Below are 14,525 nucleotides of genomic sequence, written 5' to 3'. Positions count from 1 at the left end.
TGGAAAGTAGAGGGATTTTTTTTAATATTTATCATGAAAAAGTAATTCAAAGTGGAATATTTAATATGTTTACCCCTTTCTTAAGCTCCATAACAAAATAAGCCAAGTCTTTTATCGCTCTTTCTCTCTTTTTTATAATAAAGAGAATTGCGATTATAAAGACTTGGCTTATTCCCAATTAACGTATAGTCCTATTAATTAAAAAGTCGTCTGAATTTATCAAAGAACTTTTCTTTCATGGTTTTGTTCGGCTGAAAATTAGGAGAATTTTCTAAGCCGTTCAACGTATCTTTTTCTGACTGAGAGAGATTTTCTGGAACATATACACTGACATTCACCAATAAATCACCCGTTCCATAACCATTTACTGAAGGAAGCCCCTTGTTCCGTAATCTTAAAACCTTACCCGGTTGTGTACCTGGATCGATTTTTACTTTTACTTTTCCATCAACCGTAGGAACTTCCACCGAACCTCCTAAAGCAGCCTGAGGAAAACTCAACAGCAAATTATAGATCAAATCGTTTTCATCACGTAACAATTCTGGATGAGGCTCTTCTTCCACCAAAATCAACAAATCACCATTAATACCTCCATGTCTGGCTGCATTTCCCTTTCCATTCATAGAAAGCTGCATGCCTTCTGCAACACCTGCAGGAATATTAATCGTTATGACTTCCTCATCCCGGACAATTCCTTCACCATTACAGTTTGTACATTTCTTCACAATAACCTTACCTTCACCTCCACAAGTAGGGCAAGTGGTTTGTGTCTGCATTTGTCCCAAAATGGTATTGGCAATTCTTGTTACAACACCCGAGCCTTTGCACGTATCACAAGTCTTTGTTCCGTCACTACCTTCTGCACCGGTGCCATGACAATGTGAACAAGCTACGTATTTCTTTACCTTGATTTTCTTTTCTACTCCTGTAGCAATATCTTTCAAGGAAAGTTTAACCTTAACACGCAAATCAGAACCCCGATTTACCCGACGGCCACCACGCTGTCCGCCAAAGCCACCAAAGCCACCAAAACTACCGAAATGACCTCCAAAAATATCTCCGAACTGTGAGAAAATATCTTCCATAGACATTCCTCCACCGAAACCTCCAGATTGAGATGCACCACCAACTCCCGCATGACCAAACTGATCATAACGCTGACGTTTTTGAGGATCGCTCAACACATCATAGGCCTCAGCCGCTTCTTTAAACTTTTCTTCAGCTTCTTTATCCCCCGGATTTTTATCAGGGTGATATTGAATTGCTTTTTTACGATAAGCCTTCTTTATTTCTTCTTCAGATGCATTTTTGTCTACACCCAGCACTTCGTAATAATCTCTCTTCGCCATTTTGGTAAACTATTATTATTCTCCTACGACAACTTTTGCGTGACGAATCACTTTTTCATTTAACATATATCCTGTCTGGACACAATCCAGCACTTTACCTTTCAATCCTTCTTCCGGGGCAGGGATCGTAGCGATTGCCTCACTCTGATCTATATTAAAAGGCTTGCCAACTACTTCCAAAGCTTTTACTCCCTGGCTCGTTAAATAGGAAATGAACTTGTTATATATTAAATCAACGCCTTCGGCTACTCCTGCCAAGTCTTCTGCTTTATGGATATTTTGTAAAGCACGTTCAAAATCATCAACAACAGGAAGCAATTGAGTCAAGGCATTTTCTCCTCCATTTTTAATCAATTCGCTTTTTTCACGCAAAGTACGTTTCCGATAATTGTCAAATTCAGCTCTTAAACGCAAATGAGAATTATTTAACTCATCATATTTCTTTTGTAACTCGGCTAATTCAGCAGACACTTTGTCTGCTTCATCAACTTTTTCTGACAAATTTGCCTTTTCTTCCTGCAAATTTGTCGTTTCTTCTGTCACAACTTCTTGATTTTCTTTTTCCGAAGAATTTTTCTTCTCTTCAAAATGCTTATTGCTCATATTATAATATATTTATTTCCAACCTATTATCATTTGTATACAAGACAAGTTTTTCAGTTATTGGCTTTTTAATATCTACATTTCTTTGTATACTACTCTTTATAGATACAAAAAGGTTGCCAAAATCTTCTTTTATTTTCTCTTCAATTATTATATGCTTCCAGCTTTCCTTTATCTCAAAATAAATAAAAGGACAAGAGTAATAAAGCAGTTGCAAAAATAACGAGAAATAAAATTAAAATAAACGAGAAATGAATTTAAAACCAACGAGAACCAAAATGGAACTGTTTTAATGGCTAAAGCATAAAAAAAAGTGACCTGTAAGCAAGATAAAATTTATTATTTCGTCTCCCTACAGAATCACTCTTTATCAATGATGTAGTTTAATATCCTCCTCCAAGTGCCTTATATAAATAAACTACCGTAAGCAGCTCGTTACATACAGCCGAGTTCAAACCTAATTGAGCACTTAACAGCTCACGTTGCGCATCCAACACATCCATGTAACTCGAAACACCATTGATATATTGCAACTGGGCAAGCTCCAAATATTTACGGGCTGCTATCTCCAGCTTAGCTTGTGACTGACGGACTTCCTTTGCCTTTCGGATAGAAACAATCGCATCATTCACCTCTTTAAATGCGCCAATAACCGTCTTCTCATAACTATACACCTCCTGCTCATATTTTGCCTGGGCAACTTTCACCTTCGCCTTGTTTCGCCCCATGGCAAATAAAGGCTGCAATAAGTTACCAGCTAAAAACCAAGCCGGACTTTTCAATAGATCACCTAACTCAGCACTTTCAAAGCCCAAATTACCTGTTAAGGCAATTTTAGGAAACAAGTCTGTATAAGCAACGCCCACTTGCGCATTAGCTTCTTTTAGACTAAATTCTGCCTGACGGACATCCGGACGTCTTTCCAATAAAGAAGAAGGTAAACCTATCGGCAGCGCATCCGGTAACTGTTGTTCTGACAACCGTTGGCCACGAGGTATATCATGCGAATAATCGCCTAACAACATGGCCAGATCACTTTCCTTAATTTTAATCTGCCGCTCTAAGTTCGGAATCAAGGTTTCTGTACGTGCCAATTCTACTACCGCTTGGTTATAAGCTGTTTCAGAAGTTAATCCACCTTCATAACGTAACTTAGCCAAATGGAGTCCCTCTTTTCGGGCTTCCAATGTTTGTCTGACTATCGATAATTCTTGATCCAGAGCACATAATTGATAATATGAAGCAGCTACACCCGCTACAATAGTCAGCTTTAAAGCACGCTGAGCTTCAATGCTCTGCATGTATGCAGCCAAATCGGCTTCAGTTGCCCAACGAATATTTCCCCATAAATCCAACTCCCAAGCTAATGTCAATTTGGCATCAAACTCCGGATCCGGTTTTCGGTTATTTCCCCCATAGTTTAAAACCTCTTTTTCAGCATGTAAATTAGCGCCTATAGAAGGGAACAATCGGGAAAAAGAAATACGTTTGGCTGCTACCATTTCTTTTATCTTGGCTGCAGCAATCTTCATATCTTTATTATTCTCCAATGCTTTATTTATCAATCCTTGAAGAACAGTATCCTTATATAAGCTTTGCCAAGGAATATCCGAAACAGAAGCCGTATCTGTTACAGAGGCATCAATCGATTCTGGCAAATTCAGATCTGGACGTGCATATTCTTTTCCTACCTTACAAGATGAAAATGCCAGTACAGACAAGGCTAAAACCACCCACGGAGCTACTTTCTTAATGTGAGGTATCCGTGGCAAACGAGAGATGCGATTCAAACGTATGCCCTTTTTTATCTTATAAATCAAGACAAAAAAGAATGGGACCATAACTATACCGATGGTAATGGCAACCAACATACCAAAGAAAATACCTGTTCCTATACTATGACGCGATGCAGAACCCGGACCAGAAGCAATAACCAAAGGCAACATACCTAATACAAAAGCCAAGGAAGTCATCAAAATCGGGCGAAAACGCATCTGCGCTGCATGAATTGCAGCCTGCACAGGATCAACGCCTTCATCAACCTGTACCTTCGCAAACTCAACAATCAAAATGGCATTTTTAGCAGCCAGACCTATCAATGTCACCAAACCGATCTGGAAATATACATCATTTTCCAACCCAGTTATCCATATTCCGAGAAAAGCTCCAAGCGCCGCAATAGGTAAAGAAAGCAATACCGCAATTGGCACAATCCAGCTTTCATACTGAGCAGCCAAGAACAAGAATACAAACAAGAAGATCAATGCCAAAATAAATCCGGTCTGGCCTCCTGCTTTGTTTTCCTGATAAGACAGGCCACTCCATTCAATTGCAATATTATCTGATAAATGTTCTTTGGCAATACGTTCCAATGCTTTCATCGCCTCACCTGTACTATATCCAGGAGCCGCAACGGCATTGATAGGTGCTGTCGAGAACATATTAAAGCGCTTGATTGTACCAGGCCCCGTTGTATATTGTGTCGTGCCTAATGCCGTAAGAGGTACCATCGCGCCACTACCGGTTCGCACAAAGAAAAGTCCTAAACTTTCTTTATTTGCTCGATAAGGAGCCTCAGCCTGGATATAGACACGATAAATACGGTTAAACATATTAAAATCGTTCACATAAACCGATCCTAAATAAGCTTTCATGGTTGAAAAAATATCAGCCATCGGAATTCCTAAGAATTTTGCATGATCACGATCCACGTCAAAATATATCTGAGGTATATCAGCCTGCATGGCAGATGAAACACTATGCAGCTCGGGCGCTTTCTTGGCATAATACAAGAATGTATCAGTAGCCTGAACCAAATCATCCCACGTGGCTTCTCCCCTCGCTTCCAACTGCATCTCAAGACCTCCACTTTCTCCTAAACCAGGAATGACAGGTGGTCTATTGACATAACCAACCACTTCTGGATAATAATAAAGTTCTTTCCGGACTGTCTCCATCACGTCTTCAACTCCCATATCTCCAGATTTACGCTCTTCCCACGGCTTTAAAATAACAGTAAGCGTAGCACGATTTTGCGTTGTACCTAACCGATTACTACTACCCGTTACATTTTGGACATAGGCAACTGCAGGTTGATGATTCAGAAAATCAATCAATCGGTCTGTTACAACTCGTGTACGTTCCAATGTTGCACCTTCAGGTAATTCTATTTCCACCGTAAAGAATCCCTGATCTTCTTCTGGAATAAAAGAAGTAGGTAATAAATGACTCATAACAAAAATCATAACCAATACCATACCAAAGCCAGCAAGTACACGCTTAGGCATATTCATTACCCGACGTAATATATTTGTGTATTTATGATTTCCTTTTTCAAGCCATTCATTAATCTTCCGGAACACGATATTCTTCTTTTCATGCTTAGATGGACGTAAAATGATAGCACACATTGCCGGACTCAATGTTAATGCAACTACGGTTGAAAGCATTACCGATACAGCAATCGTAATAGAGAACTGACGATATAGCTGCCCGGTGATACCACTCAGAAAACTCACAGGGACGAATACAGCTACCAAAACCATGGAAGTAGCAATCAAAGCTCCCGACAATTCCTTCATGGCCCTATGGGTAGCCTCACGCGTTGAAATATTTTCCTCATTAATAATACGCTCAACATTTTCTACCACGACAATGGCATCATCCACCACAATACCAATAGCCAAAATCAATCCTAACAATGTCAGCATATTCAAAGAGAAGCCCATGACCAACATAAATCCAAATGTACCAATTAACGAAATAGGCACAGCTATAGTTGGAATTAATGCCGCACGCCAATTCTGTAATGACAAGAATACAACTAAAATAACCAAGAACAAAGCTTCAAACAATGTCTTATAAACTTCATGTACAGATTGGGAAATATATTCCGTCATATCAAACGGGAAATTATATTCTACACCTTCCGGAAAGTTTTTGCTGATTTCAGCCATTTCAGCACGAACACTTTTTGCTACTTCCAAAGCATTAGCCCCTGGTAACATATAAATGCCCAAAATGGCCGCATTCTTTCCGTTAATACCACTTTCTGTTGAATATGAAGATGCTTCCAATGAAACACGAGCTACATCGCGCATACGGACGATTGAGCCATCAGAATTTGCCCGGATGACAATATTTTCAAATTCTTCTACAGTAGAAAGACGTCCAGATGAAGTAACAGGCAAGGTTACATCTACATCCAAAATCGGCTGTTTACCAAATTCACCGGCTGCTGATTCTCTGTTTTGATCTTTCAAAGCATCCTGTAAATCTTTTACCGTTAATCCCATATTGGCCAGACGATCCGGATATACCCATATCTGCATACCATAATATCGGCTACCAATATTAGATACACGTCCTACTCCTGGAATACGACGAATAACATCCAATACATTAATTGTAGCAAAGTTACTCAGATAAATCTCATCAAATTTGGGATCATCAGACATCAATGTTAATGTCATCAACTGACTTGGAGCCTGTTTTTCAATGGTGATACCATTTTGGATCACTTCAGCAGGCAAACGGCTTTCTGCCAGTTTCACACGGTTCTGAACCTCAACAGCCGCCAAGTCCGGATTGGCAGAAACATCAAATGTCACAGTAATGTTTAATGATCCTGAATTCGAACTACTACTTTGCATATATATCATTCCGGGAGTTCCATTCAATTCCTGTTCAATTGGAGTAGCAACTGCTTGAGAAAGAGTCAAAGCATTTGCACCAGGGTAAGTAGCTCCAATCTTTACTACCGGAGGGGTTATCTGGGGATACTGCTCGATAGGCAGCATGATCAAGCCGATGAGTCCTACTAATACAATCAGAATAGACAGAACAGTAGAAAATACCGGACGGTCAATAAAGAAACCAGGCTTCATATTATTCTTCCTCCTTTTCTCTTAATGCTTGAATAGCTTTATCATCACTCGAAAGTACTGGCTGAACTTTTACATTAGGCTCTAGTTTATTGTAACCTTCAACTACAACTCGTTCGTTTTCACCCAATCCTCGTTCAATTACAACAGAATTATCAAACTCAGGACCAATCTGAACAAAACGCTTTTCAGCTACGTCATCACGGCGCAACACATAAATGAAGGCTCCTCCTTTTTCTATCGATAAAGCTTTACGAGGAATAACAATAGCACGTTCACGAACATCCAACAATAATTTTACTCGCGTTGCCTGACCAGGCAATAATTTACGGTTAGGGTTAGGCAAAATAGCACGTACCGTAAAAGTTCCCGTCTTGGGATCTACTGAAGGGTCAGCAAAGTCAACGATACCTTTAACAGGGTATTCAGAATTATCTGCTAAAGTAACCGTCACTGTAGGCTGCCAAGAACGAGTGGTATCCTGAACTCCAAATTTGACATTTCTACGTTCAGCTCTTAAATAATCCAAAGCTGTCATTTTAAAATCAACATTGACAGTATCGCTTTTTACCACTGTTGCCAACTTTGATTTTGAACCAGGCCCCACCAGTGTACCTATATCTACTAACCGTTCGCTGATATATCCTGTAATTGGTGAAGTTACTCGTGTATAGCTCAATTCCAAATTAGCCTGATCTAAATCAGCTTTGCTCATCGCCACATCAGCTTCAGCATTTTCTTTGGCAGCGATTGCATTATCTAAATCTAATTGACTTGCTGCGTGCTGTTCATACAATGGAGTCAAACGCTGAACATCACGCGCAGCTTTAGCAGCTTGCACTTCATTCTTTTTAAGTTGAGCTTTTGCCTTTTCTACACGAGCTTTATATAAAGCCGGACTAATAATAAACAAAGGATCGCCCTGCTTCACTCTCTTTCCTTCTTCAAACATCATATTCTCGAGATAACCTTCCACACGAGCATGTATTTCCACAAAACTCTCTGCTTTAATTGTTCCGACATACTCTCCGTAAATCTGAACATCCTTTTTAACAGGCTTTTCTACGATGACAATCGGCAATTGCGGCTCAACTTTCTTTTTACAACCAGCCATAAAAACAGCTAACCCTAAAAAGGCATAAAGCGGCCATTGCTTTTTCCCTAACATACCTAACATTGTTCTTCTACCTAAAAAATTAATACTACATCGCATAGAATAAAGAAATAATCGTACCAAAATATTAGTAAAACTCACCTATATTTGCTATCGAGCTAATTCATAGAATTATAGAATGCAAATTTACGATAATTACTCGATATGCATGCAATTGGCTTGAGGAATATTTCCACAACTCTTCTCCCCAGTCCACAAAAAAGCCGTCTCTTTTCACAAAGAAACGGCTTCCATATATAAACTATTAAAAACCTTTAAACCTGAGGGCAAAACAAACTTCCCACTGTTTCACAAAAAATTATACTCCATGCCCTCAAACTCAAAACATGACTTTTTTAATTTATAAGCAAATTATTGTCCAATTAATATTACAGGCCCAAAAAGTCAAAAGCCTTATTGTTTATCAGTTCCAGACGAAGCATCTTTACTTTTTCTTGTCGAAGTTTTTTTCTTCAGCTTGTCTAATTCTTTTTGCAAAGCTTCAATCTCTTCCCCTTGATTTTTAATCGTTGTTAATAATGAATTCAATTCTTCATTATCAATATCCTGTGGATACTGAGCATTAACACGTTCAATAAAATCAGAAAGCACGTTCATATAATTATTAAATGCGTCATAAGGATTATCATAAGGACTAAATCCTCCTCGACCCATATGCTTTGTACTCATATAATAGAAGTGATCACTGCTTTGCAAATAGTACCAGTCCTGACGAATTCTACGTAAATCGCACAAGCGAACCCGTTCTCCTATTTCACAAATCTTACGGAAAGCTTCTTGCTGCAAAACATTTCCTAACCAAGAACTACAATCACGCTCTTCATCAACCCAAGAAATAGGATATGGAACAGAAATACTGTCTACAGGCTTCAAAAGAGCAAATACTTCTGACGGAGTTGAAAAACTGATACCTTTTTCAGCAGCAAAACGAGGTAAAGCCTTAAAGAATTCAAAAATACCTGTTTCAGCAGGATGTAAAGAACCCAGCACTTCATAATTCATAAACAAATTTATGACCTGCTCAGACTCTGGCGTTGCTGCAATCCATGAAATAAATTTATCTGCAGTCAATGGATATTCATTCCAGCTATAATCACTAAAACGCTCTGATAAATCTTCACTAAAACGATCATTCTTCAGCAACAAGTGCAAATTAGGCTGAACGCTTGAACAATACATATAATTTGGACTCTTCCAACCCAAAATATGTTTTGCTCCTTCAGTCAACATACCTTTATATCCCTTTTCATAAACGATTTCTGATATATCATCAGAATAAATCAACTCTGTATTACGGAATACTTTAGGTTTTACACCAAATAATGTTTGAATCTTATCTTCTTGCTTATCTATTTGATGCTTGAATTCGTCAGGATCACCCAACGAAGATAATGAATGAGCGTAGGTTTCAGACAAGAATTCAACATTTCCTGTAGCTACCAGTTCTTTAAAAGAATCTATTACTTCTGGAGTATAAATTTCCATTTGCTCCAATGCAACTCCGGAAATAGAAAAAGCAACTTTAAACTTATTACCACTTGATTTGATCATCTCCAAAATAGTCCGATTAGCAGGCAAATAACATTTCTCTGCAATTCGACGGATAATTTCCTCATTTTGGAAATCATCATAGTAATAATGGTCATTCCCGATATCAAAAAAACGATATCTTTTCAAACGGAACGGCTGGTGTATCTGAAAATAGAAGCATATAGTTTTCATAATAAATTCTGTTTATTTGTTTTCTGTTTGAATTTGTTTTATTTGTTTCCTAATACCATATCATAGATGCGACGAACTTTCTGTCCTGCATATTCCCATTTTATATTATCAACCTCTTTCTTGCCTTCAACTTTCAGGAATTCATGCATTGCTGGATATGTGATAATAGAATACATTGCATCAGCCAATGCTTCAATATCCCAATAATCTACTTTTACAGCATAATCCAGAATTTCCGCACAACCAGATTGTTTAGAAATAATAGAAGGCACGCCACATTGCATAGCCTCCAAAGGAGATATTCCAAAAGGCTCAGATACTGATGGCATCACATAAACATCACTCGCCTTCAACACCTCGTACACCTGTTTTCCCTTCATGAATCCAGTAAAATGAAAACGATCAGAAATATTGCGCGAAGCAGCCAAACGAATCATCTGGTTCATCATATCTCCACTACCAGCCATGATAAAACGTGCATGAGGAGCACGCTTCAACACCTTTGCTGCAGCTTCGACAAAATATTCAGGACCTTTCTGCATCGTAATTCGACCTAAGAATGTAATGATTTTATCTTTTACTCCTTTTTTATCCTGAATTGCCAATATTTCCGGGCTTAATGGTTCTACCGCATTATGTACCGTCGTAACCTTTGCCGGATCTTGGTGATACTTTTCAATTACTGTCTGTCGTGTAAGGTTACTTACTGTTATAATATGGTCTGCATGATCCATTCCATTCTTCTCAATACCATAAACATCAGGATTTACATTACCACGACTTCTATCATAATCAGTAGCATGGACATGAATGACCAATGGTTTGCCTGTTACCTGCTTTGCATGAATACCCGCAGGATAAGTCAACCAGTCATGTGCATGAATAATATCACATGGAATCGTGCGAGCAATTACCCCTGCAACTATTGAATAATTATTGATTTCCTCCAACAAATTATCAGGATATCGACCTGAGAACTCCAGACATCCCAAATCATTTACATGTCGATAAGAAAAATCAGCATATATATTATTTCGGAAATCAAAATAAAGTTGTGGATCCATAAACTTACCCAATCGGTCTTTGACATAATCCATATTTACATCACGCCATACAATGGGCACATTATCCACTCCAATAATCCTCAAGAAGCTCTGATCTTCATCGCCCCAAGGCTTTGGAATACAAAAAGTGATATCCATATCAGGCTGCATGGCCATACCGCGAGTTAATCCATAACTGGCAGTACCCAAACCACCCAAAATATGAGGGGGAAATTCCCAACCAAACATTAAAGCTTTCATATAGTATGTACAGTTTATTCGGCGTTATACTTCTTCAACATTTCTTCTATTCTAAGAATAGCTGCCACATTCATGGCAAAAGAGATGGCTCCACGCCCTGTAAAAGGAGGATTACCATCATAGATTTCAGAAATTGTACCAATACAGTGATTAGTCATTTCTTCTTCCATACTAATCAGCATTCGTTCGGCAAATGCAGCACCCGATTTACCAAATACACGCAGATAAGCCTCCAAATAAGCTCCAAGCAACCAAGGCCATGCAGTACCTTGATGATATGCCAAATCTCGTTCAACTTGGGGGCCCGTACAATAAGGACGATATCCTTCACTTTTCGGACTTAAAGAACGGATTCCCTTAGGAGTCAATAATTCTTTCGTAACTATATCCAATACAGAACGCATTTGCATACGAGACAAAGGAGAGTATGGTAATGCAACTGCAAATATCATGTTCGGACGAACACTCCAATCAACAAACGAACCATTCACATAATCAAATAAGTAATTATAACCATTGACAAATGTATTCGGGAAAGAAATATTAATTGCACTGATTAACTTATCAATTTTTTCATTTGTTGCTTCTCCGTTCATCTCACGAGAAAAACATAAAGCATTATACCAGGCAGCATTAAATTCTACAATATACCCTGATCTTGGTACGACAGGACGTCCATTAACAACAGAATTCATCCACGTTATAGCCTTGTCACGACCTCCGTCTGCAAATAGCAAACCACTATCCATTACTTTCAACCCTGGGTGTTTCTGGGAAATTATGTATTCAAGGGCTTCATCAATAAAGTCTTTATATAGCTCCTTAGCTTTATCAATGCCAACAACCTTAGCATATTGTTGTATAGCCCAAATTGCCCATAATATCACATCAGGCTGTTCTATTTCCTGAATTACCGGATCTAAGGCTCCATCTTCCATAAATGCCCGTAACGCAGGTAAAGCCGTTGCCATAATTTTCTCAAAACGGACCGGATCATCTATGGATAAGGTACATCCAGGAGCAGCTAAGAAAAGATCCCGCGCCCTTACTTTAAACCAAGGATAACCAGCCAACAAATAAGCATCTTGTTTTTTAGGCCGAAAGTAGAATTGTTGGGCAGAGTTTTTCAAACAATTGTAAAAACTGGTTCTTGGGGTACGGACAGAAACTTCTGTTTCATACAAAGTCTTTAAACGAGTAGTTGCAACTTGGCTATCTCCTGCACTAAACACTATTGTTTCTCCCTTCCTAATAGGGACTTCAAAATATCCCGGAACGAATAAATCCTCTTTATAAGGATATCCTCTCTCCTGCTCTTTCGAATATTCAATACCATAATACCACTTTGGATCAAATACGAAATTTACTTTTTTGCTAAACTGCATAAAAAGCTCTGGATAACCCGGATAAAGACACATTTTTATTCCATTGGGTACTACAGTATAATTTTGATTCAAATTACCATTAGCATACGTCAGTTCTTTCACACTACGAAAAGCAAGAAATGGACGGAATCGCAGTGTTGTTGCAGAATGGGCATCCTCAAGGGTATATTTGATCATAATGCGATTTTCAAACATCGAAAAGACCTTTTCCTTTGAAAAGATAACTCCACCTACACGATAAACGGTACGAGGAACCGTATCACAAGTATATTCACGTATATACTTATGCCCTTTCGGACTGAAATTATTTTCACCATACTTGTGCAAACCCAGATTAAATTCAGCTTCGTGCTGTATCACAGTTTCATCGAGCGAAGATAGGAGTACGTGATTATCATCGTCCAAAGCTGGCACCGGCATTACTAATAATCCGTGGTATTTACGAGTATTGCAATCTACGACAGTACTACTATGGTATGCCCCCAAGCGATTCGTTCTCAAAACTTCACGCGTCAGCGACTCTTCCAAATTGATCATGACTGTCTTATCAAATTTAAGATAACTCATAAGTATATCAATTTTTATGTTTATTGTTCGTGTTTTTCTGTTTGATTTATTTATTGCGAATCAAAAGTAAGGCTTAATATCTAAAAAAACAAATTCGATTTCATAAATATTTTAAATTATTTTATATAGATATTCGACTTTTTACTTAATAATCAAATACTTATAGTAATACTATGTTTTTAATATGTGTTCTGAAACATATAAATAAATGTTAAGTTTCACCAATTCATTTTTCATGTATATAGCCTTCAGTATCTTAAAAAATTAAGTAATTATTTCCCTTTGCCCACCATAATTCATAAGCACACCGCTACGACTGTTCTTACAATAACGAACCAAGATTAAGTTATAAGCGAAGAGTTACACAACCTATCATATTCCTTCAATTTGAATATTTATTGGAAAAATAGCCCCATCTTTGTATAATTATTCAATATTAATACATATATTTGCCGCCGAATTGAATATTTATACAATATGTGTACAAAAAAAGAACGGCTGGAAATGATTTGTAAGCTTATCAGCACAGAATCTATCAACAACCAAGAGCAATTAAGCAAACGGTTATGTGAAATGGGTTTTGTTGTTACACAAGCTACACTATCAAGGGATATCAAACAACTGAAGGTAATTAAAGTACATGATGCTAATGGAATGTATGTTTACCAATTACCTAACAAAATAGCTGTACCAATCTCAAAAGCTCCAGTACAAAAAAATCACTCAAATATTGAATTCTCGGGTAATCTCGCAGTCATCAAGACGCGTCCAGGTTATGCCATGGGAATTGCTTCTGACATTGATACACATGCACCGAAAGAGATCTTAGGAACGATAGCAGGTGACGATACAATTTTAGTCATTCCACGTGAAGGTTTCAGTCGGGAAAATATTGTAGATGCATTAGCTCATTTTATATGAAGATATAATAAGGTACAAATATAAGAAATGGAACAAGAAAAACAAATTGACGTCATGATCGCAGAAGCCTCCCATGAGGTATATGTTGACACTATACTCGAGACCATAGAAGCTGCAGCAAAGGTAAGGGGAACGGGTATCGCCAAGCGTACTCATGAATACGTAGCGCAGAAAATGAAAGAAGGAAAAGCTGTTATAGCATTAGATGGTGACAAATTCGCAGGTTTCAGCTACATTGAATCTTGGGGGAATAAGCAGTACGTAACTACTTCTGGATTGATTGTCCATCCGGATTACCGAGGATTAGGTATAGCTAAACGAATTAAAGAAATGACATTCAAACTGGCTCGTATGAGGTGGCCGCATGCAAAAATTTTCAGTCTGACTTCAGGGGCAGCAGTCATGAAGATGAATACAGAACTTGGATATGTACCTGTTACATTTGCAGACTTAACAGATGATGAAGCTTTCTGGAGAGGCTGCCAAGGCTGTGTTAACCACGATATTCTGGAACGGACTAACAGACGATATTGTATTTGTACCGGTATGCTTTTTGACCCGGAAGCTCCTCATCCAGACAAAAGCGAGAATAAATAACAAACAACATTTTAACAGAT

Annotated in this window: 9 protein-coding genes; 2 read left to right on the top strand and 7 right to left on the bottom strand. The window is 38.2% G+C overall.

Annotation, left to right across the window (positions count from 1 at the left end; genetic code table 11):
* Positions 1-194: 194 nt before the first annotated feature.
* The 7 genes from dnaJ to NEE14_RS00295 all read right to left on the bottom strand — a co-directional run bounded on the left by dnaJ (position 195) and on the right by NEE14_RS00295 (position 12,987).
* On the bottom strand, positions 195-1,349 hold the full coding sequence (dnaJ, locus tag NEE14_RS00325) for a molecular chaperone DnaJ (RefSeq protein WP_251966285.1): 1,155 nt from the start codon (positions 1,347-1,349) through the stop codon (positions 195-197).
* 15 nt (positions 1,350-1,364) lie between these two features.
* Positions 1,365-1,952: a nucleotide exchange factor GrpE gene (locus NEE14_RS00320; protein WP_251966284.1), complete on the bottom strand. Its 588-nt coding sequence runs from the start codon at positions 1,950-1,952 to the stop codon at positions 1,365-1,367.
* A 383-nt stretch (positions 1,953-2,335) separates the two neighbouring features.
* Positions 2,336-6,838, bottom strand: coding sequence for a multidrug efflux RND transporter permease subunit (locus tag NEE14_RS00315; protein WP_251966283.1), 4,503 nt, complete (start codon positions 6,836-6,838; stop codon positions 2,336-2,338).
* Position 6,839: 1 nt separating this feature from the next.
* Positions 6,840-8,003 carry an efflux RND transporter periplasmic adaptor subunit gene (locus tag NEE14_RS00310; protein WP_422394662.1) on the bottom strand — a complete coding sequence of 388 codons (1,164 nt, stop codon included), beginning with the start codon at positions 8,001-8,003 and terminating at the stop codon, positions 6,840-6,842.
* A 399-nt stretch (positions 8,004-8,402) separates the two neighbouring features.
* Positions 8,403-9,731 (bottom strand): glycoside hydrolase family 57 protein, encoded by a 1,329-nt coding sequence (locus NEE14_RS00305; RefSeq protein WP_251966282.1) that lies wholly within the window; start codon positions 9,729-9,731, stop codon positions 8,403-8,405.
* Between the two features lie 38 nt (positions 9,732-9,769).
* A complete protein-coding gene (locus NEE14_RS00300) occupies positions 9,770-11,035 on the bottom strand; it encodes a glycosyltransferase (protein WP_251966281.1) in 1,266 nt (421 codons plus the stop codon).
* 14 nt (positions 11,036-11,049) lie between these two features.
* Positions 11,050-12,987 (bottom strand): glycogen debranching enzyme N-terminal domain-containing protein, encoded by a 1,938-nt coding sequence (locus NEE14_RS00295; RefSeq protein WP_251966280.1) that lies wholly within the window; start codon positions 12,985-12,987, stop codon positions 11,050-11,052.
* Between the two features lie 477 nt (positions 12,988-13,464).
* Between NEE14_RS00295 and argR the strand changes: the two genes are divergently transcribed.
* Positions 13,465-13,908 (top strand): arginine repressor, encoded by a 444-nt coding sequence (gene argR, locus NEE14_RS00290; protein ID WP_251966279.1) that lies wholly within the window; start codon positions 13,465-13,467, stop codon positions 13,906-13,908.
* 27 nt (positions 13,909-13,935) lie between these two features.
* Positions 13,936-14,505 carry a GNAT family N-acetyltransferase gene (locus tag NEE14_RS00285; RefSeq protein WP_251966278.1) on the top strand — a complete coding sequence of 190 codons (570 nt, stop codon included), beginning with the start codon at positions 13,936-13,938 and terminating at the stop codon, positions 14,503-14,505.
* The last annotated feature ends 20 nt before the right edge of the window (positions 14,506-14,525 follow it).

This window comes from Parabacteroides sp. AD58 (assembly GCF_023744375.2).
GTDB lineage: Bacteria > Bacteroidota > Bacteroidia > Bacteroidales > Tannerellaceae > Parabacteroides > Parabacteroides absconsus.
The sequence above is the reverse complement of the archived record's forward strand: the minus strand, read 5'-3'. Positions and strand labels throughout refer to the sequence as shown.